The sequence below is a fragment of the Pseudonocardia oceanicola genome (genome assembly GCF_047200735.1).
Classification (GTDB): Bacteria; Actinomycetota; Actinomycetes; order Mycobacteriales; family Pseudonocardiaceae; genus Pseudonocardia.
The window spans coordinates 176,199-202,047 of record NZ_JBJZON010000002.1 but is presented as its reverse complement, the minus strand read 5'-3'; the positions used below and the strand labels follow the sequence as shown (position 1 = coordinate 202,047).

At 75.5% G+C, this 25,849-nt stretch carries 25 protein-coding genes; 10 read left to right on the top strand and 15 right to left on the bottom strand.

Annotated elements, in window-relative coordinates; translation table 11 throughout:
• Nucleotides 1-13: 13 nt before the first annotated feature.
• A complete protein-coding gene (mca, locus tag ACL02T_RS05135; protein WP_412829498.1) occupies nucleotides 14-907 on the bottom strand; it encodes a mycothiol conjugate amidase Mca in 894 nt (297 codons plus the stop codon).
• Between the two features lie 394 nt (nucleotides 908-1,301).
• On the opposite strand from mca, the gene greA reads away from it, so the two are divergent.
• On the top strand, nucleotides 1,302-1,790 hold the full coding sequence (greA, locus tag ACL02T_RS05130; protein ID WP_412829497.1) for a transcription elongation factor GreA: 489 nt from the start codon (nucleotides 1,302-1,304) through the stop codon (nucleotides 1,788-1,790).
• Between the two features lie 3 nt (nucleotides 1,791-1,793).
• Here the strand turns inward: greA and ilvA are convergent, their stop codons facing one another.
• The gene (gene ilvA, locus ACL02T_RS05125; protein WP_412829755.1) at nucleotides 1,794-3,020 is read right to left on the bottom strand and encodes a threonine ammonia-lyase; all 1,227 of its coding nucleotides are present in this window, start codon (nucleotides 3,018-3,020) and stop codon (nucleotides 1,794-1,796) included.
• 132 nt (nucleotides 3,021-3,152) lie between these two features.
• Here ilvA and ACL02T_RS05120 point away from each other — a divergent pair, with 132 nt between their 5' ends.
• The gene (locus tag ACL02T_RS05120) at nucleotides 3,153-3,419 is read left to right on the top strand and encodes a hypothetical protein (protein WP_412829496.1); all 267 of its coding nucleotides are present in this window, start codon (nucleotides 3,153-3,155) and stop codon (nucleotides 3,417-3,419) included.
• A 36-nt stretch (nucleotides 3,420-3,455) separates the two neighbouring features.
• Here the strand turns inward: ACL02T_RS05120 and ACL02T_RS05115 are convergent, their stop codons facing one another.
• From ACL02T_RS05115 to ACL02T_RS05100, 4 genes are read right to left on the bottom strand one after another with little or no spacing between them, the layout of a single operon-like run.
• Nucleotides 3,456-4,604 (bottom strand): cystathionine gamma-synthase, encoded by a 1,149-nt coding sequence (locus ACL02T_RS05115; RefSeq protein ID WP_412829495.1) that lies wholly within the window; start codon nucleotides 4,602-4,604, stop codon nucleotides 3,456-3,458.
• A 9-nt stretch (nucleotides 4,605-4,613) separates the two neighbouring features.
• Entirely contained in the window at nucleotides 4,614-5,558 is a 945-nt protein-coding gene (locus tag ACL02T_RS05110; RefSeq protein WP_412829494.1) for an endonuclease/exonuclease/phosphatase family protein, read from the bottom strand.
• Nucleotides 5,559-5,615: 57 nt separating this feature from the next.
• On the bottom strand, nucleotides 5,616-6,977 hold the full coding sequence (locus tag ACL02T_RS05105; RefSeq protein ID WP_412829493.1) for a cystathionine beta-synthase: 1,362 nt from the start codon (nucleotides 6,975-6,977) through the stop codon (nucleotides 5,616-5,618).
• Nucleotides 6,978-6,998: 21 nt separating this feature from the next.
• On the bottom strand, nucleotides 6,999-8,705 hold the full coding sequence (locus ACL02T_RS05100; RefSeq protein ID WP_412829492.1) for an nSTAND1 domain-containing NTPase: 1,707 nt from the start codon (nucleotides 8,703-8,705) through the stop codon (nucleotides 6,999-7,001).
• Between the two features lie 375 nt (nucleotides 8,706-9,080).
• Here ACL02T_RS05100 and shbA point away from each other — a divergent pair, with 375 nt between their 5' ends.
• Complete coding sequence (gene shbA / locus ACL02T_RS05095) at nucleotides 9,081-9,737, top strand: RNA polymerase sigma factor ShbA (RefSeq protein WP_412829491.1); 657 nt, start codon at nucleotides 9,081-9,083, stop codon at nucleotides 9,735-9,737.
• Nucleotides 9,738-9,797: 60 nt separating this feature from the next.
• Here shbA and ACL02T_RS05090 read toward each other — a convergent pair whose 3' ends face one another.
• The 4 genes from ACL02T_RS05090 to tatA form a co-directional block, all read right to left on the bottom strand.
• Nucleotides 9,798-10,253 (bottom strand): pyridoxamine 5'-phosphate oxidase family protein, encoded by a 456-nt coding sequence (locus ACL02T_RS05090; protein ID WP_412829490.1) that lies wholly within the window; start codon nucleotides 10,251-10,253, stop codon nucleotides 9,798-9,800.
• Between the two features lie 170 nt (nucleotides 10,254-10,423).
• Nucleotides 10,424-11,242 (bottom strand): Bax inhibitor-1/YccA family protein, encoded by an 819-nt coding sequence (locus tag ACL02T_RS05085; RefSeq protein ID WP_412829489.1) that lies wholly within the window; start codon nucleotides 11,240-11,242, stop codon nucleotides 10,424-10,426.
• 111 nt (nucleotides 11,243-11,353) lie between these two features.
• Complete coding sequence (locus ACL02T_RS05080) at nucleotides 11,354-11,788, bottom strand: hypothetical protein (protein ID WP_412829488.1); 435 nt, start codon at nucleotides 11,786-11,788, stop codon at nucleotides 11,354-11,356.
• Nucleotides 11,789-11,929: 141 nt separating this feature from the next.
• Complete coding sequence (gene tatA / locus ACL02T_RS05075) at nucleotides 11,930-12,211, bottom strand: Sec-independent protein translocase subunit TatA (protein WP_412829487.1); 282 nt, start codon at nucleotides 12,209-12,211, stop codon at nucleotides 11,930-11,932.
• A 268-nt stretch (nucleotides 12,212-12,479) separates the two neighbouring features.
• Between tatA and ACL02T_RS05070 the strand changes: the two genes are divergently transcribed.
• Entirely contained in the window at nucleotides 12,480-12,701 is a 222-nt protein-coding gene (locus ACL02T_RS05070) for a hypothetical protein (RefSeq protein ID WP_412829486.1), read from the top strand.
• 288 nt (nucleotides 12,702-12,989) lie between these two features.
• On the top strand, nucleotides 12,990-14,657 hold the full coding sequence (locus ACL02T_RS05065; RefSeq protein ID WP_412829485.1) for an FAD-binding dehydrogenase: 1,668 nt from the start codon (nucleotides 12,990-12,992) through the stop codon (nucleotides 14,655-14,657).
• A gap of 265 nt (nucleotides 14,658-14,922) precedes the next feature.
• Here ACL02T_RS05065 and ACL02T_RS05060 read toward each other — a convergent pair whose 3' ends face one another.
• Nucleotides 14,923-15,345 carry an ATP-binding protein gene (locus ACL02T_RS05060; RefSeq protein WP_412829484.1) on the bottom strand — a complete coding sequence of 141 codons (423 nt, stop codon included), beginning with the start codon at nucleotides 15,343-15,345 and terminating at the stop codon, nucleotides 14,923-14,925.
• 168 nt (nucleotides 15,346-15,513) lie between these two features.
• Between ACL02T_RS05060 and ACL02T_RS05055 the strand changes: the two genes are divergently transcribed.
• The 4 genes from ACL02T_RS05055 to ACL02T_RS05040 all read left to right on the top strand — a co-directional run bounded on the left by ACL02T_RS05055 (nucleotide 15,514) and on the right by ACL02T_RS05040 (nucleotide 19,164).
• The gene (locus ACL02T_RS05055) at nucleotides 15,514-16,062 is read left to right on the top strand and encodes a GNAT family protein (protein WP_412829483.1); all 549 of its coding nucleotides are present in this window, start codon (nucleotides 15,514-15,516) and stop codon (nucleotides 16,060-16,062) included.
• A gap of 194 nt (nucleotides 16,063-16,256) precedes the next feature.
• Nucleotides 16,257-17,429, top strand: coding sequence for a serine hydrolase domain-containing protein (locus ACL02T_RS05050; protein ID WP_412829482.1), 1,173 nt, complete (start codon nucleotides 16,257-16,259; stop codon nucleotides 17,427-17,429).
• Between the two features lie 128 nt (nucleotides 17,430-17,557).
• A complete protein-coding gene (locus ACL02T_RS05045) occupies nucleotides 17,558-18,622 on the top strand; it encodes a helix-turn-helix domain-containing protein (protein ID WP_412829481.1) in 1,065 nt (354 codons plus the stop codon).
• Nucleotides 18,623-18,693: 71 nt separating this feature from the next.
• Nucleotides 18,694-19,164, top strand: a complete 471-nt coding sequence (locus tag ACL02T_RS05040; protein ID WP_412829480.1) for a hypothetical protein — start codon at nucleotides 18,694-18,696, stop codon at nucleotides 19,162-19,164.
• Nucleotides 19,165-19,251: 87 nt separating this feature from the next.
• Here ACL02T_RS05040 and ACL02T_RS05035 read toward each other — a convergent pair whose 3' ends face one another.
• From ACL02T_RS05035 to ACL02T_RS05020, 4 genes are all read right to left on the bottom strand, one after another.
• Complete coding sequence (locus ACL02T_RS05035; RefSeq protein WP_412829479.1) at nucleotides 19,252-19,851, bottom strand: alpha/beta fold hydrolase; 600 nt, start codon at nucleotides 19,849-19,851, stop codon at nucleotides 19,252-19,254.
• 160 nt (nucleotides 19,852-20,011) lie between these two features.
• Complete coding sequence (locus tag ACL02T_RS05030) at nucleotides 20,012-21,211, bottom strand: hypothetical protein (RefSeq protein WP_412829478.1); 1,200 nt, start codon at nucleotides 21,209-21,211, stop codon at nucleotides 20,012-20,014.
• A gap of 210 nt (nucleotides 21,212-21,421) precedes the next feature.
• Nucleotides 21,422-23,101, bottom strand: a complete 1,680-nt coding sequence (gene menD / locus ACL02T_RS05025) for a 2-succinyl-5-enolpyruvyl-6-hydroxy-3-cyclohexene-1-carboxylic-acid synthase (RefSeq protein ID WP_412829477.1) — start codon at nucleotides 23,099-23,101, stop codon at nucleotides 21,422-21,424.
• A gap of 59 nt (nucleotides 23,102-23,160) precedes the next feature.
• Nucleotides 23,161-23,877 (bottom strand): PIG-L deacetylase family protein, encoded by a 717-nt coding sequence (locus ACL02T_RS05020; protein ID WP_412829476.1) that lies wholly within the window; start codon nucleotides 23,875-23,877, stop codon nucleotides 23,161-23,163.
• 32 nt (nucleotides 23,878-23,909) lie between these two features.
• Here ACL02T_RS05020 and ACL02T_RS05015 point away from each other — a divergent pair, with 32 nt between their 5' ends.
• A complete protein-coding gene (locus ACL02T_RS05015) occupies nucleotides 23,910-25,577 on the top strand; it encodes an ABC-F family ATP-binding cassette domain-containing protein (RefSeq protein ID WP_412829475.1) in 1,668 nt (555 codons plus the stop codon).
• Nucleotides 25,578-25,849 lie beyond the last annotated feature (272 nt).

Here is a 25,849-nt window from a genome sequence, read left to right as displayed (position 1 = left end):
AGGCCGAGGGTACTCAGCCCGCGCGGAGCGCCGGCTCCCGCAGGCCCGCGAACAGGTCGTCCTCCGGGGTGGGGCTGGGTACGAGTGAGCGGACCAGCTCGTACTCCTCCCACGGCCAGATCTCGCGCTGCAGGTCCAACGGGGTGAAGAACCACCGGCTGGTCGGGTCGATCTGGGTGGCGTGGGCGCGCAGCGCGTCGTCCCGGCGGTCGAACCAGTCCGCGCACTCCACCCGCGTGGTGACGCGCTCGCCCGGATCCGGCCGGTCCTTCCAGTTCGCGATCCACTCGGCCCACGGGGACTCCAGTCCACGGGCCCTCAGCGCCTCGTCGAACGCGAGGATCCGCTTCTTGGAGAAGCCGTGCGAGTAGTAGAGCTTGAGCGGCTGCCACGGCGCGCCGGCCTCGGGAAACCGCTCCGGGTCCGCGGCCGCCTCGAACGCCGCCATCGACACCTCGTGGGTGCGGATGTGGTCCGGGTGCGGGTAGCCGCCGTTCTCGTCGTAGGTCACGAGCACGTGCGGACGGAACTCGCGGACGACCCGGACCAGGGCCTCCGTGGACTCCTCGAGCGGGACGAGCGCGAAGCAGCCCTCGGGCAACGGCGGCTTCGGCTCGCCCTCGGGCAGGCCGGAGTCGACGAAACCGAGCCAGCGGTGCCGCACGCCGAGGATCTGCGCCGCCCGGGCCATCTCCTGCTTCCGGATGGCGGACATGTTCGCCAGCACGTCCGGCCGGTCCATGGCGGGGTTGAGGATGCTGCCCGCCTCACCGCCCGTGCAGGTGACGACCATGACCTCGTGGCCCTCGTCGACGTACCGGGCCGTGGTGGCCGCGCCCTTGCTGGACTCGTCGTCCGGGTGGGCGTGGACGGTCATCAGCCGCAACGGCTCGCGTTCGGACGTCATGGGTGACCGGGGTCCTTCCGTGTCCTCGCGCCCGCGGTGGCGGGCGAGCGTCGCTGGGCCGGGGCTCCGCCTCGGCCGGTCGAGGCAGATCCTGGCACGCAGCACCGACGATTTCTCCGACGGAGGTCAACGCGGACCGCGCCCCGTCTCTTCCCGAACCCCGTCGACCAGCACAAACCCCGGACGGGGAACTCTGCGCGCCAGGTGACCGTTCGTCGAAGGACCGCGCCGAGCGGTCGGTCCCGTGCTAGGGTTGGACCCACACGGCCCGCAGGCGGGTCGTGTTTTTCCTTACTCGGGGCCTGTCGGTGAACGGCCCGAATCGTGCCCGTGCGAGTTGCCGGGCGCCCGGCCCGCGGGGTGCGGTGCCCGGACCCCTGGAGGAGTGATGACCGTGACGGAGACTCAGGTGACCTGGCTCACCCAGGATGCCTTCGACCGGCTCAAGACGGAGCTCGACGAGCTGATCGCGAACCGTCCCGTCATCGCCGCCGAGATCAATGCCCGTCGCGAGGAGGGCGACCTCAAGGAGAACGGCGGCTACCACGCCGCCCGCGAGGAGCAGGGCCAGCAGGAGGCCCGCATCCGCCAGCTCCAGGAGCTCCTGCGCACCGCACAGGTGGGCACCTCGCCGACCAGCGCGGAGGAGGCGGCGCCGGGGACGGTCCTCACCATCAAGTACTCGGACGACGAGGACACCGAGAAGGTGCTGCTCGGCTCCCGCGAGGAGGGCAGCCACGGAGACCTGCAGGTGATCTCGCCGAACTCCCCGCTCGGCGCCGCCCTGATGGGGGCGAAGAAGGGCGAGGACCGCGAGTACCCGCTGCCCGACGGCGGCAGCATGCGGGTCACCCTCGTCGACATCCAGCCCTTCACCGGCTGACCCTCAGGACCCGAGCCGCGGATCCCCTTCCGGCACGCCGGTCACCGTCACGCGGTGGCCGGCGTGACGGAGCGCGGTGACCAGCTCGCGGCAGTGCTCCGGGCCCCGCATCTCGAGGCTCACGGCCACGTCGACCTCCCCCATCGGGACGGTCGCGCTGATCCGCGTGTGCTCGACGTCGATCACGTTGGCGCCGAGCTCGCCCACCCGGGTCAGCAGCGCGGCCAGGGCGCCCGGGCGGTCCCCGATCCGCACGGCCAGGGACAGGTACCGGGCGGTCGCGGCCATGCCGTTCTGGATCACGTGCAGCAGGACCAGGGGGTCCACGTTGCCGCCGGAGAGCACCGCGACCACCGGCGGCCGGAAGTGCTCGGGGGCGTCGAGCAACGCGGCGACGGGGGCCGCGCCGGCGGGCTCGACCAGCATCTTCGCCCGCTCCAGGCTGAACAGCAGGGCCCGGGACAGCGCGTCCTCTCCGACCACGGTGAACTCGTCGACGAGCGCCTCGACCTGCCGGTAGGTGACGTCGCCGGGCCGGCCGACCGCGATGCCGTCGGCGATGGTCCGCATCCCGCCGAGCGCGACGGGTTCTCCGGCGGCGAGCGAGCCCGGCCAGGCGGCCGCGCCCGCGGCCTGCACGCCGACGACCCGGACCTCGGGCCGCTGCGCCTTCACCGCGGCGGCGATCCCGCCGAGCAGCCCGCCACCGCCCGTCGCCACCAGGACCGTGGCGACGTCCGGGACCTGCTCGAGGAGCTCGAGGCCGACCGTGCCCTGCCCGGCGATCACGTCCGGGTGGTCGAAGGGGTGGATGAGCACCGCCCCCGTCCGCTCGGCGTGGTCGAGCGCGCCGACCAGGGCCTCGTCGACCGTGCCACCGGCGAGCCGGACGTGCGCCCCGTAGCAGCGGGTGGCCTCGACCTTCGGCAGCGCGGCGCCGTCCGGCATGAACACGGTCGCCTCGATGCCGAGCAGCTTCGCGGCCAGCGCCACCCCCTGCGCGTGGTTGCCGGCGCTGGCGGCGACCACGCCGCGGGCCCGTTCCTCGTCGGCCAGCCGGGCGAGCCGGGTGAACGCCCCGCGGATCTTGAACGACCCGGTGCGCTGCAGGTTCTCGCACTTGAACCACACCGGCCCGCCCACGGCCTCGCCGAGCGCCCGGGAGCGCGCGACCGGCGTGACGCGGGTGACGCCGGCGAGCAGCTCCCGGGCCGCCCGGATCTCGGCGATCCCGACCGGGGCGGAGGGGGCGTCGGGATCGATCGTTCGCAGGCCGGCCGCTCCGGCGTCGGCGTTCACCCCCGCATCGTGCCACCGGGCCCGGTAACCTCGCGAACGAGCGGTTCCGGGGGGAGGCAACGGATGCGGCGCGGGGTGGGTCACCGGCCGAACGGGGCGTCGAAGGGCGCCCGCGCGGCGGTTCCGCTGCTGGCCGCGGCCGTGCTGGGCACCCTCGCGATCGTGACCGTGGAACGGGCCGGCTGCACCGAGCCGGGCCACTACGTCGCCGTCCCGGGCGGGTACCAGCTCGTCGGCGGCTGTCTGTCCCCCGACGACCTCGTGGTCCCCACCGCGCCGGCCCGGCCGGAACCGGCCGGCCCCGCGGCCCCGGTCCCGCCGCGCTCCTAGGTTGCTCCCAGGCCACGGACGCTGTGGGGACCGGGTTCAGGAGGCCGCGGCGTCGAGGGCGGTCCGCAGGTCCTCCACCAGGTCGTCGGCGTCCTCGATGCCGACGGACAGGCGGACCAGCGAGTCCTGCACCTCCAGGGGCGAGCCCACCACCGAGGCGTGCGTCATCTGCCCGGGGTGCTCGATCAGCGACTCGACACCGCCGAGGGACTCCGCGAGGGTGAACAGCTCGGTGGAGGCGCAGACCTTCAGCGCCGCCTCCTTCCCGCCCGCGACGAGGAAGGACACCATCCCGCCGAAGCGGCGCATCTGCTTCGCGGCGACCTCGTGGCCCGGGTGCCCCGGCAGGCCCGGGTAGAGGACCTGCGCGACCGCGGGGTGGTCGACCAGCGCGTCGACGACCCGCTCGGCGTTGTCGCTGTGCCGCTCCATCCGCACCGCGAGGGTCTTCGCGCCGCGCAGGGTCAGCCAGGAGTCGAACGGGCCGGGGACCGAGCCGACCGAGTTCTGGGTGAAGGCGATCCGCTCGGCGAGCTCGTCGTCGTCGAGCACCAGGGCGCCGCCGACGACGTCCGAGTGTCCGCCGACGTACTTGGTCGTGGAGTGCAGCACCACGTCCGCCCCGAGCGCCAGCGGCTGCTGCAGGTAGGGCGAGGCGAAGGTGTTGTCGACGACCAGCCGGACGTCGGCCGCGCGGGTCACCTCCGCCACCGCGGCAATGTCGGCGATCCCGAGCAGCGGGTTCGTCGGGGTCTCGCACCAGACGACCTTCGTGGTCGGGCGCAGCGCGGTCCGCAGCGCGTCGACGTCGGCGAGGTCGACGGTCGAGTACTCCACGCCCCACTGCGTGAGGACCTTGTCGACGAGGCGGAACGTGCCGCCGTAGGCGTCGTGCGGGATGACGAGGTGGTCACCCGGTCGGAGGAGCGCCCTCAGCAGGACGTCCGAGGCGCCCATGCCGGAGCCGAACGCGAACCCGTGCCGCCCACCCTCCAGCGCCGCCAGGCACTCCTGCAGCGCCGTGCGGGTGGGGTTGGCGGAGCGGGAGTACTCGTACCCGCCGCGCAGCCCGCCGACGCCGTCCTGGGCGAAGGTCGAGCTGGCGTGGATCGGGACGATCACCGCACCCGTCGTCGGGTCGGGGTCCTGGCCGGCGTGGATGGCCCGGGTGGAGAAGCCGCGCATGCGGCGAGGCTACGCGGCCTCCGGCCACTGCATGCCCACCAGCACCGCCCGGTGGTCCGAGCCGGGCAGGTCGATCACCTCGTAGCGGGTCGTGCGGGCCTCCCGCGGCACGAGGACGTGGTCGATGCGAAGGCCCGCCCAGCGGGGCAGGGCCGCGTGATAGGTGCCGGTCAGCCCCCTGCCGGTGCCCTCGGCGGCGTCGCGCACCCCGTTCAGCGCGCGGCGCATCGGGGCGTGGTCGAGGGTGGCGTTGAAGTCGCCGGCGACGATCGGTGCGGGCAGCGCGGCGCACCATCGGGCGATGCTGTCCATGTCCCCGGACCACACGCGGGCCTGCCGGCGTGCCATCGGCGCCTGCGGGTGCACGGCGTGGAAGCGGCGGTTGCCCAGCAGGCCGCCGCGTGCCCAGAGGTGCTGGCGGCGCAGCTCCGGACCGGACCCGACCTCCACGTCGCCCATCCGTCCGGCGACGAGCAGGGTGACCGACCAGCCGTCGGGCCTGCCGGGTTCGTTGGAGACCCAGGAGCGGTAGCCGAGGCCGTCGAGCAGCGGCATGAGCTTGTCCCGGTACTCGCGCCCGGACTCGGGCAGGGACACCAGGTCGGGGCACTCGCGGGCGATCAGCGCGGCGAGCGCGCCCGCGTCGGCCCTGCCGTCCCAGACGTTCGCGGCCAGGACGGTGAGGTCGGCGTCACCGCCGGGCGGGAGGTGCGGAACGGCCCTGCTCACCAGGCCGGCCGCGCCGGCGAGTGCGACCGCGCCGACGGCGAGCCCGGCCGGGCGGGTGTGCCGGGCCGCGGCGAGCACCCCTGCCGCCACGGTCGCCACCGCGGTGGTGTGCGGGCGCAGCGCGCCCAGCGCGGTGAACGGGTGCCGCCGGTCGAGCCCGAGCCGGTCCGGCAGGACGACGGCGGCCGCGGCGGCTCCCGCCGCGGCGGCCAGCAGGGTCCTCATGGACCCGACGGTAGTTGTGGTGGCTGAGGGGTCCCTGTGAGTGAGGCGGAGCGGACGTCAGCCGAGGAAGGCGAGGACGTCCGAGCGGGTGACCACGCCCGCGGGCTTGCCGTCGACCAGGACCAGCGCGGCGTCGGCCGCCGCGAAGGCGCCCATCGCCGTCTCCAGCGGCTCGCCCGCACCGATCGTCGGCAGCGGCGCGGACATGTGCTGGTCGAGCCGGTCCGAGAGCTTGGCCCGATCGGTGAACAGCAGGTCGAGGATGTCCCGCTCGACCACCGACCCGACGACCTCGGCCGCCATCACCGGCGGCTCGGCACGGACCACCGGCATCTGCGAGACGTGGAACTCCCGTAGGTAGTGCACCGCGTCGGCGACCGTCTCGTTCGGGTGCGCGTGCACCAGGTCCGGCAGCGTGCCGTCCTTGCGCCGCAGCACGTCGCCGACCGTGGCGCCGGCGCTGGGCGGCAGGAAGCCGTAGCTCGCCATCCAGGAGTCGTTGAAGACCTTCCCGAGGTAGCCACGGCCGCCGTCGGGCAGCAGGACGACGACCACCGAGTCCGGCGGGGCGCTCGTCGCCACCCGCAGCGCGGCGACCACGGCCATCCCGCACGAGCCGCCGACCAGCAGCGCCTCCTCGCGGGCCAGCCGGCGGGTCATCTGGAAGGAGTCCGCGTCGGAGACCGCGACGATCTCGTCGCAGACCTCCTTGTCGTAGGTCGTCGGCCAGAAGTCCTCGCCGACGCCCTCGACCAGGTAGGGCCGTCCGCTCCCGCCCGAGTACACCGAGCCCTCCGGGTCGGCGCCGATCACGCGCACCCGGCCGCCGGAGACCTCCTTGAGGTAGCGCCCGGTGCCGGAGATCGTGCCGCCGGTGCCGATGCCGGCCACGAAGTGCGTGATCCGACCCTCGGTCTGCTCCCAGATCTCCGGCCCGGTCGCCTCGTAGTGCGACGCCGGGTTGTTCTCGTTCGCGTACTGGTTCGGCTTCCAGGCGCCCTCGATCTCGCGGACCAGCCGGTCCGACGTCGAGTAGTAGGAGTCCGGGTGGTCGGGATCGACCGCCGTGGGGCAGACCACGACCTCGGCACCGTAGGCCTTGAGCACGTTGCGCTTGTCCTCGCCGACCTTGTCCGGGCACACGAACACACACCGGTAGCCACGGCGCTGGGCGATCATCGCCAGGCCGATGCCGGTGTTGCCGGAGGTCGGCTCCACGATGGTGCCGCCGGGCCGCAGCTCGCCCGAGGCCTCCGCGGCGTCGACCATCTTCAGCGCGATGCGGTCCTTCACGCTGCCGCCGGGGTTCATGTACTCGACCTTCGCCAGCACGAGCGGCGACAGCCCCTCGGCGACCCCGCCCAGCTTCACCAGCGGGGTGTTCCCGACGAGATCGGAGACGTGCTCGGCGTAACGCATGCCGCCATCGTGCCCGATCGCTCAGCGCGACGGCGCGGCCGGGGAGCCGGGCGCGGCCACCGCCGCAGCTCGCGCCGGCGCGGTTCCGCCCGGACCCGGACCACCCCGCCCGGCCCGGTCGCCCGCGACCAGCGCCAGGAGGTACGCGGTCGCCGCCACGGCGACCACCAGCAGCACGGCCAGTACGGCCACGGCCACCCGCAGCCGAAGGGTCCGCCGCGGCGCGCTCGCCTCCTCGCGGGCCCGGCTCGCGGCCAGGAACTCGTGCTCGAGCGGGTAGAGCTCGGTGGGCTCGGCGGCCGCCAACCGTTCGCCCTCCGCCAGCGGACGGCCGCCGAGCAGCGCGCCCTCGTCCCGCCCGCTGTCGTGCCAGAACCGGGCCGCCTCGGTGACCGTGCCCCGGGCCGGCCGCCGCTCGAGGTCCTCCCGGAGCCAGGCGGCCAGCCGCGGCCAGGCCCGCAGCACGACGTCGTGGGCGAGCTCCAGCGTGCCCTCCCCCGCGACCAGGATCCGGGCGGCCACCAGCGCGTCGACCGTCGCGTCGGTCTCGGCGGCCGCGGTGGCGTCGAGCCCGTGGGTGAGCCCGAAGCGGCGGATGCGGCGGCGGACGGGATCGGCCACCCCCGCCGTGCCGGGGACCCGGACGAGCCGGAGCAGCAGCGGCCGGACCAGCGCGCGCCGGTGCGGCGGGAGCGCCTCGTAGGCCGCCTCGGCGGCGCGGGCCACCGCGCCGTGCACCCCGCCCGCCTCCCGGTGGTGCGCGATCGTGATCCGACCGTCCCCGACCTCGGCGGCGCGCTCCCACGCGGCCGCCAGGGCCAGGGCCAGCAGGGGCAGCGCCCCGGGCGGCGACGCGGGTGCGTCCGGCGGGATCTCGAGCTCCCCCAGGACGAGCTCGGCCAGCCCGTCGGCGGGCGGGAACCCGGCCGCCCGGGCGGGTGCGGTGACCACCTCGCGCAGGTCCGCCGCGGACATCCCGCCCACCCGCACCGGATCGGCGGCCCGGTCGCCCAGCGCGGGCAGCGCGTCCTCCCGGACCCCGAGCAGGACCACCCGCCCCGGTGGCACCTCGAGTCCACGCAGAGCCGCCGCGCGGGTGACCTGGTGGACGTCATCGACCAGCACGGTCGGTGCCTCGTCGAGCGGGGCCCCGTCCGGCAGGACCTCGTCCCGCCGGAGCCGACCGAGCAGGGCCTCGACGCCGGCGCCGGGCGGAGCCACCGTGACGCCGCCCTCCAGCGCCGGCCGCACCCCCGCCCGCAGCAGCGAGCTCGTCCCCGCCCCGGACGGACCCGTCACCGCGACGATCCCGCCCGTGGCCCGCGCGGCCCGGATCCGGCCGACGATCTCCTCGACCAGGTCCGCGCGCCCCGGCAGGAACTCCTCGACCGGCGCGGCCCCGGGATAGGGGCGCAGCCCGGGCGGCGGCTTCGACGGGACGGCGGCCGCCCGCCGCAGCGCCGCCCGCCACCGCTCGCGCACGGGGTCGTCGATCGACACGCCGAACGCGGTGAGCAGGGCGTCGAGCCGGACGGGCGAGGGCAGCGAACGGCCCTGCACGTAGTCGCGGAAGGTGGTGAACGGCAGCAGCGGCACACCCGACTCCTGCGTCCGCTTCGCCAGCGCCCGGAAGCTCAGCCCGGTGGCGTCCTTCATCCGGCCCAGCTGTTCGGCCAGCCCGGCCCGGTCGGCGACGGCGTCCGGATCACCGGACAGCTGCGGCGACATCCCCCCGGCTCCCCCCGACGCCCGCGGCCCGGGACGCTCCCGGGTGCCGGGAGGATAGGGGGCCGGACGGGCCGCGTGCGCCGTCCGGCACTCCTGCCGGATGTCCAGGTCAGCAGGTCCACCGGGTGTACGAAGTTGTACGAGTTCCCCGCCGCGACGCTCGGCGGAGCACGCCGCCCGCCCGTTCGGACTAGATTCCGGGGTACTGACACGGGCGGACGGCCGGAGGGGCACGCCGCCGCCCGTCGTCGCGCTCCCCGGACCGGGGTCCGAGATCCCGGCCACGAGCACCCGCGGCGTCCACCACCGCCGGGCGCCGCGGGCCCGACGCGTCCCGTGCCCCCGCGACGCACACAGCGAGGAGGCCGGCGTCGGGTGCACGCGGGCGAGGCGGAGGGGCCCCGTGGGGAGGACGGACCGGGGGCGCGGGCCGCGGGCCGGCGCCCCGGCCGTCGGGTCGCCGACCCGACCGCGGATCCGGACACCCAGCTCACCGAGCTCGCCCGGTTCGCGGCCGACGGCGACCGGCGGGCGCTCGACACCCTGCTGCGCGCGGCTAATCCATTGCTCCTCCGCTACTGCCGTGGCCGGCTCGGTCACCGCGCGCCGGGACTCGCGACACCCGAGGACGTCGCCCAGGAGGTGGTGATGGCGGTCTGCACGGCACTGCCGCGCTACCGGGACCTGGACACGCCGTTCATGGCGTTCGCGTACGGGATCGCGCGCAACAAGGTGGCCGACGCCTACCGCGCGGCGTCCCGGGACCGCTCCGAGCCGTCGGACGACCTCCCGGAGGCCACGGACTCGCGTGCCGGGCCCGAGGCCGCCGCGGTCGGCTCCGCGCAGATGACGGAGCTGTTGGCGCTGGTCGACCGGCTGCCCACCCTGCAACGGGACATCGTGGTGCTCCGCGTGCTCGGCGAGTTGTCCGCGGAGGAGACCGCCGTCGCCGTCGGCTCGACGCCCGGCGCGGTGCGGGTGGCGCAGCACCGCGCGCTCGCCAAGCTCAGGACCTGGCTGAACGAGGGGTGAGCGCGGTGCCGTGCGGCAGCCGCCCGCACTGCACCGCGCTCGGAACACCGGTGCGCCGGCTCACTCGCGCTCGACGCGCCGGATCCCCGTGCCCTCCCGCCAGAAGTCGACGACGAGCCGGTCCGCCGCCTCGTTCAGCCGTGTCACCACCACCTCGGTGACGTCGGCCCGGAAGGCGTCGCCGGAGATCTCGCCCGCGAGCGATCCGGTGTGCACCGCCCGCCCCGCGACCTTGGCGTCGCCCTCCCACGTCGCCGGGGCGTCCTCCGGCGGGTCCACGGAGGTGCTGTGCAGGGCGAACCGGGGGTCGCGGCGCAGGTCCGCGCCCTTCCGCGCGCCCGGCATCGACCCGAACACCAGCTCGCCCGCCTCGAACCGGGCCTCGATGCCGGAGATCCGCGGCGCGCCGTCCCCCCGCAGCGTCGCGATCGTCTTGTGCCGGTGCGCCTCGAACAGGCGGCGGGCCCGCCCGGCCAGCTCCGGTGCCTGTTCCTCGACGTCCTTCCAGGAAGCCATGGCCTCAGGCTCCCGCGGATCCCTGACAGGTGTCGTCAGGAAGCCGCGGAGAATGACCCTGGAAGACGACACAGCGCCGCGGACCGGGCCCGAAGGCCCGTCCGCGGCGCCCGTGCGGCCGGGAGGAGGGGGTTCCCGGCCGTCGTCCGTGAGTACCCGGATCGTCCGGTTCACTCCTGGCGCAGGTAGCTCAGCAGCCGCAGGATCTCGATGTAGAGCCAGACCAGCGTGGTCATCAGACCGAAGGCGATGTACCAGGCGAACTTCGCCGGCACGCCCTCCTTGACGGCGCGATCGGCCATGTCGAAGTCCAGCATGAGGCTGAACGCCGCCACCCCGATGCAGACGATGCTGAACAGGTAGGCCAAGGGCGACCCGTCGCGCAGGCCGAGCCCGCCGGTCGTGAAGAAGCTCACCACGAGGTTCGCCAGCATCAGGATCACGACGCCGAACAACGCGCCCATCAGCCACTTGGTGAACTTCGGGGTGACCTTGACCGCGCCCGTCTTGTAGACGATCAGCATGCCGACGAACACGCCGGCCGTGCCCACGACGGCCTGGAAGCCGATGCCCTCGAAGTTCGTGCCGGAGAGCTCGAGCGCCCCGGTGATCGCGCCGAGCCCGACACCCATCGAGGCCGAGTACAGCAGCACCAGGAACGGGTTGGTGCTCTGCTTGAAGATCACGATCAGCGACACGACGAAGCCGACGATGATCGCGGGCAGGGCCAGGCCGAACAGGCCGGACCAGGCCGTCAGGATGCCGGCGACCAGCGCGACACCACCGGTGATCGCGGTCTTGGTCACCACGTCGTCGACGGTGAGCGGCCGCTCGCCGGCGCCCGCTCGGCCGAACCCGGCGCGCGCGGCCCGGGAGTCGGCGTAGGCGGCCCCGCCGCCCATCATGCCGCCACCCTGGCGGTCGAAGGTGGCGTAGCCGCCCTGCCCCGTGGGCAGGTTGCGGAACGCCGGGTTGCTGGTGGTGCGCACCGGATCCTCCTCGTCGCGTGTCTCGCCGCGCTGTCTGGTTCAACGCCGTCGGGGCTCGATCGGTTCCCGCTCGGTAAAGGCGACTTTACCCACGTGGGCCGGGAACGGCGCTCACGCCGCCGCGGTACCCGAATCCGGCGGGTCCAGCACCACACCGGCCGCCTCGATCGCCGCCTCGGTCTGCAACCGGGCGAAGGGCCGCTCCCGTTCCGGGACATCGGACAGCGGCGGGCGCGCCACGCCGACGGCGCGGCAGAGGTCGTGGAGGACGTCGTCGTAGGCGGCCATCAGGGCGACCCGCCGCACGTGCGTGGTCGGCTGGCGGCCGCGCACCTCGCGGCGCAGCCGGTGCAGATCGGCGACCAGAGACTCGAAGGACGGCCCGGCGGCCGGTGGTCCCGGCCGCCGGAACAGGGCACGGAGCTGCTCGGGCAGCCCGAGCAGGAGCGGAAGGAATCGCGCGACGACCCAGAGGAGGAGGGTCGGCGCGACGGCGACCAGGGCGTACGTCAGCACACCGAGCACGATCGGGCGGTCAGCCGACACCCTGCCGAGGGTACCGAGAACCGGCAGGTCAGAGGGATCTTGAGCGCGCGGGACGGGCGCGGGGACGCCCCGCGCCACGGTCGGCCGTGCCGCACCCCCGGGGCGCCGTGCCCGCTTCCCGGAGGCCTCGTCGCCGTCGCCTCAGGCGAGCCGGTCCATCGGGGCCCTCGTGGGCGCGTCGGCCGCCCCGACGACGGGCAGGGCGGCCGTCGGGGCGGGCGTCGAGACGACGGTGGGGGTGTTCGTGGTGGGCGCGTTCCCCGTGGGCGCCGCGGCGTCGTCGCGGAGCCCGCGGATCTCGCCCTTGACGATGCGGGCGCTCTGCCCGACCGAGCGGGCCATGGTCGGCAGCCGCTTCGCCCCGAAGAGGAGCAGCAGCACGCCGACGAGGACGACGATCTCCCAGCCACCGAGGTTCGGCACGACGTGGTCCTTCCGTGTCACGCGGGCCGGACGACCCGCGCCGGCGACCCGGCCGCGGTCGCCGTCGACCGCGACCGTCGCGGGCCGCCGTTCCTCCGCGTGCAACGACCGTGCGGCCGGCGGGTCACTGGTCCGGCCGGGACGACGCGCCCCACCCGTCCCACGCCCCCCGACGATCTCCGCGGTCGCGGCCCGGCACCGCGCGCCCTACCCTCACGGTCCCGCCCGCGGAACCGCCCGGGCACGACAGTCAGGAGCGCCGGACACGATGTGGGCCTTCTTCTCCCGCCGCCTGCGGATGTGGCTGATCCTCGCGATCGCCGTCCCGCTCGGCGGCTGGCTGACCGGCAAGGTCGCGGACATGATCGAGAAGCGCCGCGGCCCGAACACGGTGAGCCGCACCCTGCACCAGGCCCGGGGGTGGCTGCAGCGTCGTTCGAGGGGACCGCTGGGCGCCCGGACGACGGAGAAGGACCGCCCCGCCCGGTAGCGCGGCGGCCCCGGCACGGAAAGGGGGCGCCGCGATCCTCCCGCGGGGACGGATCGCGGCGCCCGGCAGCGCGTGTTCGCTCCCCAGCAACACGCGGTGTGCCGATACCTCGTCTGGTGCAGCACCGGTGTTACGTCCGCGCCCCTCGCCGGTCACGATCTCCGGCAGGGTCATGGGTCTCCTCCTCGGACCGGTGTCACGAGGGCCGACCGGGCGCACCCCGGATGTCGTCGGTCACGGCGATTTGTCGGGATTGCCGACGGGGCCGCGGGAGGCCAGGGTGGGACCGTGAACGCCGACGTGATCGTCGTGGGGGCGGGACTCGCGGGCCTGGTCGCGACCGCCGAGCTCGCCGCCGCGGGCCGCAAGGTCGTGCTGGTCGACCAGGAGCCGGAGACGAACCTGGGCGGGCAGGCGTTCTGGTCGTTCGGCGGGCTGTTCCTCGTCGACTCCCCCGAGCAGCGCCGGTTGGGGATCCGGGACTCCACCGAGCTGGCCCTGCAGGACTGGCTGGGCAGCGCGGGCTTCGACCGGGAGGTCGACGACCCGGCCGGGGAGGACTTCTGGGCCCGGCAGTGGGCCACCGCCTACGTCGACTTCGCCTCCGGCGAGAAGCGGGCCTGGCTGCACGGGCTCGGCGTGCGCTGGTTCCCGCTGGTCGGCTGGGCCGAGCGCGGCGGCTACCTCGCCGACGGGCACGGCAACTCCGTCCCGCGCTTCCACGTCACGTGGGGCACCGGTCCGGGCCTGGTCGAACCGTTCGTGACGGCGGTGCGCGACGCCGAGCGCGCCGGCCTGGTCGAGCTGCGGTTCCGGCACCGGGTCGACGCGCTGACCAGGACCGCAGGGGTGGTCGACGGCGTGTCGGGCGCCGTCCTCGAGCCGAGCCCGGCCGCCCGCGGGGCGGCCAGCTCGCGTGTCGAGACCGGGACCTTCGAGCTGCGGGCCCAGGCGGTGGTCGTGACCTCGGGCGGCATCGGCGCGAACCACGAGCTGGTCCGGGCGAACTGGCCCGCGCGCCTGGGCACGCCACCGGAGCACATGGTCACCGGCGTCCCCGCGCACGTCGACGGCCGGATGCTCGGCATCACCGAGGCGGCGGGCGGGCGGATCGTCAACCGCGACCGGATGTGGCACTACACCGAGGGCATCCGCAACCACAGCCCCGTGTGGGCCGGGCACGGCATCCGGATCCTGCCGGGGCCGTCGTCGATCTGGCTCGACGCGACCGGGCACCGGCTGCCCGCGCCGCACTTCCCCGGCTTCGACACGCTCGGCACGCTGCAGGCGCTGCGCGCCACCGGCCACGACCACTCCTGGTTCGTGCTGACGCAGAAGATCATCGAGAAGGAGTTCGCGCTCTCGGGCTCGGAGCAGAACCCCGACCTCACCGAGAAGGACGTCCGGGCGACGCTGGGCCGGATCCGTCCCGGCGCCCCCGCGCCCGTCGAGGCCTTCACGGAGCGGGGCGAGGACTTCGTGGTCGCGGCCACGCTCCCCGAGCTGGTCGACGGGATGAACAAGCTGACCACGGAGCCGCTGCTCGACGCCGCCGCGATCGAGCGGCAGATCGTCGCCCGGGACCGCGAGCTGGCCAATCCGTTCACGAAGGACCTGCAGATCAGCGCCATCCACAACGCCCGTCGGTACCGGGGTGACCGGCTGGCCCGCACGGCGGCGCCGCACCGGATCCTGGATCCGAAGGCGGGCCCGCTGATCGGGGTGAAGCTGCACGTCCTGACCCGCAAGACGCTCGGCGGCCTGCAGACCGACCTGTCCGGTTGCGTGCTCGACGCCGCGGGCACACCGGTGCCGGGCCTCTACGCGGCCGGGGAGGTCGCCGGCTTCGGCGGCGGCGGGGTGCACGGGTACCGGTCGCTCGAGGGCACCTTCCTCGGCGGCTGCCTGTTCAGCGGCCGGGGCGCGGGACGGGCGGCGGCCCGGGACACGGCGTAGGAGCCGAGCGGTACGGGGACCGAACCCGAGGGGCGGGACGGCGGGGAGTGCGGCCCGGCCGCCGTCGAGCCGGCCGGGCCGCGATACCTCCGGGGGTGCGCGCGTAGCTCCCCAGTTGCGCGCGCGAGGCGTTCCCCAGTCCTGTCGGGCGGCACCGGACCCCCGGCTGTTCGGCGCCGATCCGGAGTCTGGTGCACCACGATCACGTTTCGGATACCACGCCGCGCCGGAACGGAAACGGTGTGCCGGACTTCGGCCGGCCCGGTCAGGCGAGTTCGAGCGTGGCCCACACCGTCTTGCCGGTGCGGGTGCGGCGCACGCCCCAGCGCGAGACCGCGTTGACGATCGTCAGCCCCCGGCCGCGGTGGGCGCCGAGACGCGACTCCCCCACGGTCAGCGGCTCGCCGGCCGCCGCGTCGTCCACCTCGATGCGCATCCGGACCCGGTCGAGCACGGTGATCCGGAGCCGCCGGGGCCCGCCCGCGTGCTCGACGGCGTTGGTGACCAGCTCGGTGCACACGAGCTCGGCATCGAGCAGGGTGTCCGTCGGCGCCAGCTGTTCGCGCAGCCACGCGCGCAGACCGGGCAGGCAGGTGCCGTCGCGGAACGCGGCGACGAGCGAGGCGGGCCGGCCGTCCACGCGACGCCCGACGACGTCCGTCCTCTCGTTCGCCTCGACCATGGTCATGACCGGGCTGTACCCCGTTCGGCCGCCGTTCACGCGTCCGGCGGAGCACGGCCCTCGATCCGGTGGGCGTCGGGCACCTCACGCGGCGGCCCCCCGCTCACACCTCGTGACCGGCGGGTGGGTTGGTTCCGCCCGGCCGCCGGCACCGGGGCGTGCGAAGGTCGGGGCGTGCAGTGGAGCGAACACCGTGAGGGCGCGATCCGCATGCGGGAACACGCCGAGCTCGCCGTCCTGCTCCGCGCCGCCTATGCCCACCTCCCCCGGTTCTTCGGCGGGGTGCGGACGTGGTCCTACGTCCGTCCCGAGGCCAGGGTCCTCGGACGGGACGTCGAGGGCCCCGCCGCGCACGCCGGCGTGCAGCGCCGCTTCCTGCAGGTCGACGGGCGCGACCAGCTGGCCGCCGGCGTGGGTCTGGTGGCGGTGCGGCCCGGGCTGCAGCGGCAGGGCGTCGGCCTGGCCCTGCTCGACCGGGTCCGGGCCTTCCTCGAAGAGCTGGCGGTCCCGTTCGGCATCCTCATGTGCGCCGAGCGCCCCGTCGCCTTCTCCGAGCGCGGCGGCTGGCGCAGGCTCTCCCCGCGCCGTGTGGTCCACTCGCCGGACGACACGACCGAGCCCGGGCCCGTCGTCGACGAGATCTCCGCGGCCACCCTCGTCCTCCCCGTCGCCGGGAGCGAGTGGCCGGCCGGCGAGATCCACTGGAACGGCGCGACCGTCTGACGGCACCCGGCCGCCCGGGTTCCGGCCGGCTCGGGGAGGGCGCGTCCGCGAGCCCCGGGCGGGCCCGCCGAACGGCGGGCGTCCGGCCCGAAGATGCGCATGATCGTCGGTACCGCCGCGGGCGCCGGATCGGCATGATCGCCTCGCGCGCCCGACGCGGCGCGGTCCGCTCGCCGTGACCAACGGAGGTCAGCATGAGCCCTGCCATCGACGGAAGCGCCATCGACGAGGTCCTGCGCACCGCGGTCGAGGCCGGCGCGGTGCCGCACGTCGCGGCGATCGCGGCGGACCGCGACGGGATCGTCTACGAGGGCGGCGCGGGTCCGCGGATCGTGGGCGAGAGCACCGACGAGGTCACCACCGCCACCCAGTTCCGGATCATGTCCATGACCAAGATGGTCGCCACGGTCGCGGCGCTGCAGCAGGTCGAGCGCGGTGCACTGGAACTCGACGCGCCGGTCGACACCTACTGCCCGCAGTTCGCCGAGCTCCAGGTGCTCGAGGGCTTCGACGGCGACACCCCGAAGCTGCGCCCGGCCGGCAGCCGCGCCACGGTGAAGCAGCTGATGACGCACACGTCGGGCCTCTCGTACTGGTTCTGGAACGACGCGATCGACAGGTACCAGAAGGTCACCGGCCTGCCCAACGTGCTGGGCGGCGCGGAGGCGTTCAAGGCGCCGCTCGTGGCCGATCCGGGCACCCGGTTCGAGTACGGCATCAACACCGACTGGCTGGGCAAGGTCGTCGAGGCGGTCACCGGCACGGGCCTCGACGTGGTGATCAAGGAGGGGATCACCGGCCCCCTCGGCATGGACGACACGATGTTCCTGCTCGACGACGGACGCCGCGAGAACTGCGTGACCGTGCACGTCCGGGGCGAGGACGGATGGACCTCGGCCGGCGAGCTGCTGCCCCAGCAGCCGGACTGGTTCGCCGGTGGGCACGGCCTCTACTCGACCCCACGCGACTACATCCGCTTCGAGCGGGCCCTGCTGCGCGGCGGCGAACTCGACGGCACGCGGATCCTCACCGAGCAGACCGTCGACGCCGCCTTCACCAACCAGATCGGCGACCTGGACGTCCCCGCGGAGATCCCGACGGCGGACCCGGCGGTGACCGACAGCCTCCGCATCGGACCGGGCTGGAAGTGGGGCCTCGGGCTGCTGCTCAACACCGAGGACCTCCCCGGCCGGCGGCGCGCGGGCACCGGGGCGTGGGCGGGGCTGTTCAACACGCACTTCTTCATCGACCGTGCCTCCGGCGTCTGCGCGTCGATCTACACGAACTCGCTGCCGTTCATCACCGAGAACGAGGCCTGGAAACTGTACGGGGACTTCGAGTCCGCGTTCTACGCATCGCTGAGATGAGCTCCCGCCGCGGCCGGCGCAGCAGGCGGGGTCGAGGAGCTACCCCCGGTCCGGCCGCCGAGACCCTCCGATCGACGGGTGCTGGACGGTGATCCACGCCACTACACTGGCCACGCCGGAGCGACGGGGTGGGGTGGTTCGTGCACGAGTTCCCGGACCGCACCTCCCTCGGCCCCGAAGCCGACGCGAGCCGTCGCGTGATCACCTGCTTCGACGAGCTGCTCCTCGGCAACGCCAGCACCCGCGGGTTGCTCGGCGCCGCCGCCTCGCTCGCGGGCTGTGCGGCGGGGTTCCGACGGGACCTGCCACCGCGGTCGCTGCGGGTCGGGCCGGACGGCGCCGTCGTCGAGGGGCGCGCGCTCCCGTCGCCGGAGTCGTCGGTCGGCGGCGACGGGATCACGGTGTGGCTCGAGCGCGAGGGGCCCGCCCGGCCCGAGGACGCGATCATCCTCGAACGCCTGGCGTTCGCGGTGCGGATCCGGCACGGCCGCGGTGGGCGCGACGCCGACGACCAGCACGAGCTGCGCCTGCTGCTCGACCGCGCCGTTCCGGTGGAGGATCGCCGCACCACCGCGGCCCGCCTGAACCTCGTGCCCGGGGCCCGGTACCGCGTGCTCGCCGCTCCGCTCGCGGCCGTGCGGGACGACCGCGCGATCGGCGTCGCGGACGTCGTCGCCACCCCGTACGGCCCGGTCCGTGCCCTCGTCGTCCCGCAGGATCACGTCCCGTGCGGTGGCGGACCGTGCGGCGTCGGGGTCGCGGCCGTCGTGGAGCGCCTGCACCACTCGTTCCGCACCGCCGTCGTCGCACTCCGGCTGGCCGCTCCGCCCGACGCGCCCTGCGTGCTCGCCGACCGGTACGGCGGGGTGATCGGGCTCCTCGCCGACACCCCGCTCGACGCCGACCTGCCCGACGTCGACGCCCTCGACGAGATCATGGGTCACGCCTGGGGCGCGGCCACGCTCGACGCCCTGGTGCGCGCCGGGTCGGTCCGACAGGCGGCGCGGCTGGCCGGGGTGCACCACAGCACGCTGCACACCCGCCTCGAGACCGTGACGACGGTCGTCGGGTTCGACCCGTTCGACGGCATCGGCCGCACCCGGCTCGGCCTCGCGTACCTGCTCTGGCGGCTGCGCAACTCCCGGGTGCTGGACCTGCCGCTGCCGGCCTGCTCCGCCTCCAGCGCCGGGTGAGCGCGCGGAGCCTGCCCGAAACCGTCGGGGCGTCGTCGTACGGTCCGGGCCCGGCGGACGAGGAGGCGACGGTGGAACGATCCGACCCGGTGATGGCGGAGATCGCCCTGGCGGTGGACGCGGCGCAGGCCGGCCCGACGGCGGAGGCGCGGGAGCGGTTCGCGCAGCTCTGGGAACGAGTGGGGCCGAGCGGGGACCCGCTCCACCGCTGCGCGCTGGCCCACCACGCGGCAGACGTGCAGGAGGACCCGGTCGAGGAGCTGCGCTGGGACCTGCGGGCACTCGCGGCCGCGGACGAGCTGACCGACGAGCGGGCGCAGGAGCACCACCCCTCGCTCGCCGTGGCCGGCTTCTACCCGTCGCTCCACCTCAACCTCGCCGACGTGTACCTCCGGCTCGGCCACCGGGAGGAGGCCCGCGACCACCTCGTCCGCGCCGAGCAGGCCGTCACGGCGCTGCGGGACGACGGCTACGGCCGGATGATCCGGCAGGGGATCGCCCGCTGCGCCGCCCGTCTCGACGACCGGGCGCGGGCGGGCTGACCACAGGGCCGCTCGGCCGTCGTTCGGGTCCGGGGTCGGTCCCGCGTGGTCGCGTGCCGCGGAACAGGCGACGCCGCCGCAGGCAACTCAGGACGTCCGGGAGCTCGAGACCGAAGAACCCGTCGCCGTTGCCCAGCATCCGCGTGCGCAGGTCGTCGTCGAGCGACTCGACCGTCTCGTCCCCGGCGACCCAGCGGAGGAACTTCTCCTCGGCCACCGACGGGCCGCCCTCGGCCATCCCCTGCTCGACGAGCGACTGCAGTTGCGCCCCGCGGCCGCACCGCCGGACGTGACGGCGGCGAAGGGCGGCTCGTGGAAGATCGCGGCCCGCAGCACCTCGGGACGACGGAGGCTCAGGCTGGTGAGGATCATGGCGCCCGAGCTGTTGCCGTGGGCGACCGCCGGTGCGAGATCCAGGGCGGTCAGCAGGGCGGCCGCGTCGTCGGCCTGCTCGTCCATCGGGGCGGCGTCCCAGCCCGGCGGGCGCGGACTCCGGGAATTGCCACGCCGGTCGTCGGTGAGGATGCCAGTAGTCCGTCGCCTCTGAAGTTCGGGATAGAGGTGTCGGAGTGTGGTGCGGGCGTCGCTGGCGGTGCAATGCCGGTTGTAGAGGCGGGCGTAGACCGCGAGGACGTATCCATCCGCGCGACGAACTCGCCGTTTGCCTTCGGTGGGACGGGCCAGCACTTCTTCTCACGCTCACCGGCGCTCAGCACCACCGACGGCAACGTCGACGCACCACCGACGGCAACGTCGACTTCGACACGACACGTCCTCACAGCAGAGAGAGGAAGGCTGCCGCAACCGATCTACCGCATCCCAGCCGAATGTCAGCGGCGACACGCCACTAGCCCCGGCGCACCTCGTCCCGCGGGTCCTCCGGCCCCCGACCGGAGCCGCGGCGGGGCGCCGGGGCCGTGACGAGCCGCAGCGCACCACGGGCCGTCCGACGCTCGTCCACCGCCTCTGCGAGCGCGACCACCTCCGCCCCGGCCCGGTCGGACGGCCCGGCCCCGACCGACGACCCTGCCCCGACCGACGCCCCGGCCCGGTCGGACGGCCCGGCCCCGACCGACGATCCGACCCCGCCCGACGGTGGCGTCTCGGCCCGGCGGAGGGCGGCGCGCAGCCGCTCCGCCTCGAAACGGTAGGCCTCCCGCTGCTCCCACAGCCCCCGCACCGCGCTGAACAGGAACGGCACGGCGGCGGACAGGAGCGCGGCGGTGGCGGACAGGCTCAGTGCGACCGGGACGACCGCCGCCCCGGACGCCCGGACGGCGTGGGCGGCGGCCAGCAGGGCGAAGGCGACACCGACCCGGCGCAGCAGCGGGCGGTCGCGGCGCAGACCCGCGCCGACGGCGAGGAGCCCGGCCGCGCCGGTCCCGGCCCAGGCCGCGAGGGCGGCGTCGGCGACCAGGGCGCCGGGCAGGCGGACGGCGGGGGCGAGACCGTGCATCGTGCCGGCGAGCGCGGCGGCGCAGGCCAGGCCCGCAGCCGCGACGGTCACCGCGGGCCGGTGGGCGGGCGAGCGGCGGCGGACCGCCACCACCAGCAGCGCGACGACGGCGAGCTGCCCCACGACCGCCACGAGCGGCCACAACCCGGCCGCGCCGCCGAGGTCGAGCGCCACGGGCAGCGGCCCGACGAACGCCGCACCGCCGGCCGCGGCGGCGATCCGGCCCGCCCGCCGGCTGCCCGAGGCCCGTCCGGCGACCGCGATCATCACGGCCGCGGCGACCCCGCCGGCGAACACGAGCACGGCGGCGACCCGCGCGGCCGGCAGGCCCGCGGTGTCGACGGCCCGGACCCCCGTCCACGCGACACCCCCGGTCAGGGCGAGCAGGCCGCACTCGAGCGCGAAGGCCCGCGCGGCCACCGACCGCACGCCGAGCCGGGCGGCCCGGGGCGCAGGGGGGACGTCCGCCGCGCGGCGGGCCGACCCGGCGGGGTCCGGTCGGCGCGCGCGGGGGCCGCCGGATCCCGACCCGCGGCGGCGCCGGCCCGTGGGCCAGGCCTCGGGGACGGGCCGCGCGGCGGGGGCGTCCACGCGGCTCCGGGTGCTGGAAGTCACCGGTACCTCGGTCGTTCGACGGGGCGGCCTGGAGCGGGGAGCTGGCGAGGCCGGGAGCGTGGCTCCGTTCCCCTGTCGGCGCTCCGCCACCGACCGTTACGCAGAAGGCACAGTAGCTGGCACAGAGTGACCACTCGGACGAGCCCTCTGCGCCGTCCGGGGGAGCGCCGCGCGGAACGTGGTGGCTCAGGCGCGGGCGGGCAGGGCAGCCAGGGCGGTGGCGACCTCCTCGGCGAGCGCGGCGTGCCCGGCCCGCAGGGTGGCACGGTCGGCGCGCACCTCGACGATGCGCAGCCCCGGCCCGGCCGGCAGCACCGCGTCGGCCAGCCGGGAAGGTGCCGTGACCAGCACGTGCGCGGCCCCGAGGCCGGTGGCGACCGCGGCCAGGTCGACGCGGTGCGGTGTGCCGAACACCCGCTCGAACGAGGCCGAGTGCGCGGGGGCACCCTGCTCGAGCAGCCCGAAGATCCCGCCGCCGGAATCGTTGAGCACCACGATCGAGAGCGCGGGCCGCGGCTCGTCCGGGCCGATGAGCAGCCCGGTGGTGTCGTGCAGCAGCGTCAGGTCGCCGAGCAGCGCCACGGTCGGCCCGGGGTGGGTCAGCGCGGCCCCGACGGCGGTCGAGACCGTGCCGTCGATGCCCGCGACCCCACGGTTGGACAGCACCGACAGCCCGGGCCGCGGCACCGCGCCCAGCGCGACGTCGCGCACGGGGTTCGACGAGCCCAGGACGAGCCGGGAGCCGTCGGGGAGCGCGCCGACCAGCTCGCGGGCCAGCGCCAGGCCCCTCGGGCCCTCGGGAACGGCCCGGTCGAGCGCGGCGGAGGCCACCTCGTCGGCCTCCCGCCAGCGCCGCACCCAGCCGCGCGGCGGGGCGAGCGCCGGCACGTCGCCGACGGCCCGGACCGTGCCCGCGACGTCCGTCCACGGCGTGCCGTGCGGGTGCGCGGCCGCGTGGACCTGCACGTCCGGCGCGGCGAGCAGGCGCGCGACCGCGCGGTGCAGCGTCGGCCGTCCGACGACGAGCACCTGGGCCGGCCGCGGCGGCCCGCCGGGCGCCCCGAGCAGCCAGGGCCCGCTGCGCAGGGCGTGCGGCCACAGCGGCGACGACGGCTCGGCCACCACCGGGGCCCCACCGAGCAGTGCCGGGTCGACCCCCGCCCCTCCCCCGGCGACGACGAGCGTCGGCGCCTCGGGGTCCAGCGGCAGCGGCGGCGCGGTCCGGCGCGCCGGCGGGACCACCGTCCACGGCGCCCCGTCGGGACGCCCGGGCGGGACCTCGTCGGCGGGGTCGGGGACCAGCGGCTCGGCGAAGGGGATGTTGAGGTGCACCGGACCCGGCGGCTCGCCGAGGGCACCCGTCGCCGCGGCCACGATCCGGTCGACGGCGGCGCGCCAGCGACCGGGCTCGCCGGGCGCGAGCCGGGCGACGGCGAGGGTGCCCGCGCGCCGGACCGCCCCGCCGAAGATGCCCTGCTGCTCGATCGTCTGGCTCGCGCCGGTGCCGATCAGCTCCGGTGGCCGGTCGGCGGTGAGGGCGAGCACCGGCACCCCGGAGTGGGACGCCTCGAGCACCGCCGGGTGCAGGTTCGCGACGGCCGTGCCCGAGGTCGTCACCACCGGGACCGGGCGACCGGAGCCGAGGGCCAGGCCCAGCGCGAGGAACCCGCCGGTGCGCTCGTCGATCCGCACGTGCAGGCGCAGCCGCCCGGCGGCGTCGGCCGCGTGGAGGGCGAAGGCGAGCGGCGCGTTGCGCGACCCCGGACACAGCACCGCGTCCGTGACCCCGAGGCGCACCAGCTCGTCCACGACGACACTGGCCTGGACGGGCCCGGGTGCGGAGCCGTTCGTCGGTGCCGGGTTCACACCACCGACCCTATGTCGACACCCACCGGGCCCGCCGTGCTCCGCTGCTCACACCCCGCCTACAGGGTGAGGAGCTCGAACCCGACCGCCAGCGTCGCCCCCGGGAGCTGCTCGGCCGCGACCTCGGCCTGCGACCGCAGGAAGGCCTCCGGATCGGCCATCGCCCCGTCCCCGAGCGCGGCCAGGTAGACCTCGTGGGCCGCCAGCGAGGCGACGGCCCGGTCGAACGTCGGCCCGATGTCCACCCCGTGGGTGGGCTGCGGTGAGCCCGCGACGGCCAGGTACCGCACGCCCGGCCACGGGTCGCCGCCCGCGGACGGGAAGACCCAGCGGTTGCCGGCGTCGCGGCAGGCGTCGAGGACGGCGCGTCCGGTGTGGATGTGGTCGGCCATGTTGAGCCCACCGCCCGGCCAGCGGGCGGCGAAGTTCCCGGTGACGACGAGCTCGGGCCGGCGCCGGCGGATGGTCGCGGCGATGTCCCGGCGCAGCGGGAGCCCGTACTCGACCACGCCGTCGGGGTGGTCGAGGAACTCCACCTCGGTGACCCCGACGGCGGCGCACGCGGCACGCTGCTCGTTCTCGCGCAACGGGCCGGCCTCCACCGGCGGGATCGAGTCGATGCCGGCCTCACCCCGGGTGACCAGCAGGTACGTCACCTCCTTGCCCGCGTCGGTCCAGCGCGCGACGGCGCCGGAGCCGCCGTACTCCATGTCGTCGGGGTGCGCGACCACGACGAGGGCGCGCGACCAGTCGTCGGGGAAGGGCTGGAGCGTCATGGGGACATGGTCCACGTACCCTCGACGCTGTCATGAGCGCGACCCTCCGGGCCACGGGCCTGTCCGCCGGGCACGGTGCCCGCGTCCTGTTCAGCGGCCTGGACCTGGTGGTCGCGCCCGGCGACGTCGTCGGGCTGGTCGGGGTGAACGGCGCGGGCAAGTCCACCCTGCTGCGCCTGCTGGCCGGCGAGGAGCCGGGCGCGTGGGGCGGCGACGCCGAGGGCGAGGTCGCGCTCGGCCCGCCGGACGCGACGGTCGGGCACCTGCCGCAGGAGCCGGAGCGCCGGCCGGGCGAGACGGTGGCGCAGTACCTCGCCCGCCGGACCGGGGTGGCCGCCGCGCAGGCCGCGATGGACGCCGCCGCCGAGGAGCTGGGCGGCGGCTCGGACGCCGCGGCGGACGCCTACTCCGCCGCCCTCGACCGCTGGCTCGCCCTCGGCGGCGCCGACCTCGACGACCGCGCCGGCGAGGTGGCGGCCGAGGTCGGTCTCGGGGTCCCCCTCGGCACCCCGATGACGGCGCTCTCCGGCGGGCAGGCCGCCCGCGCCGGGCTGGCCGCCCTGCTGCTCTCCCGCTACGACGTCCTGCTGCTCGACGAGCCGACCAACGACCTCGACCTCGACGGCCTCGAGCGGCTGGAGAAGTTCGTGCAGGGGCTCCGGTCGCCGGCCGTGATCGTCTCGCACGACCGCGAGTTCCTGGCCCGCACCGTGAACCGGATCGTGGAACTGGACCTGCACCAGCGGCGGATCGGGATCTACGACGGCGGCTACGACAGCTACCTCGTCGAGCGCGAGATCGCCCGGCGGCACGCGCGCGAGGCCTACGAGGAGTACGACGACCGGCTCGCCGCGCTCACCGACCGGGCCCGGATGCAGCGCAACTGGATGGCCCAGGGGGTGCGGAACGCGCGTCGGAAGACCAAGGACAGCGACAAGATCGCGAAACGGCACCGCGCGGAGACCAGTGAGAAGCAGGCGGCCAAGGCCCGGCAGACCCAGCGGGCGATCGAGCGGCTGGAGGTCGTCGAGGAGCCCCGCAAGGAGTGGGAGCTGCGGATGACGATCGCCGCCGCCCCGCGCTCCGGCGCGGTCGCCGCCCGGCTCGACGGCGCCGTCGTGCGCCGGCCCTCCGACGACGGCTCCGACTTCGTCCTCGGCCCGGTCACGGCGCAGGTCGACTGGGCGGACCGGGTGGTGGTCACCGGCGCGAACGGGGCCGGCAAGTCCACGCTGCTCGGCGCGCTGCTCGGCCGGATCCCCGTGGCCGAGGGCTCCGCCGGGCTCGGCGCGGGCGTGACGGTCGGCGAGATCGACCAGGCCCGTGGGCTCTTCCTCGGCGACGAGCCCCTGGTCACCGCGTTCGGTCGGGCGGTACCGGACTGGCCCGAGTCCGAGGTGCGCACGCTGTTGGCCAAGTTCGGCCTGACCAAGGAGCACGTGCCGCGCCCGGCCGCGTCGCTGTCGCCCGGGGAGCGCACCCGGGCGGCACTGGCGCTGCTGCAGGCGCGCGAGGTGAACCTGCTGGTGCTCGACGAGCCCACCAACCACCTCGACCTGCCCGCGATCGAGCAGCTCGAGCAGGCGCTCGACGCCTTCCCCGGCACGATCCTGCTGGTCACCCACGACCGCCGAATGCTCGACACGGTTCGTGCCACCCGCCGGTGGCACGTCGACGGAGGCCGGCTGACCGAGGCGTAGCCGTGGGCGGCACGTGGTGCCGCGACACCACGTGCCGCGCAAGCGCGAGCTGCAGGCGGCCCTCGACGGCATCTGGTCCGACGCGCTCGACCGGGCGCGCGCCCTCGTGGAGGAGGAGCAGTGAGCACCGAACCGATCGCGGAGGTGGTCGATCTCGCCCGCCCGCCCGTTCGCCGTTCGACGGTGGTGGCGGCCACCCGGGAGCGCACGTTCCGCGTGTTCGTCGACCGGCTCGCCGAGTGGTGGCCGCTCGACCCGTTCTCCCTCGGCGG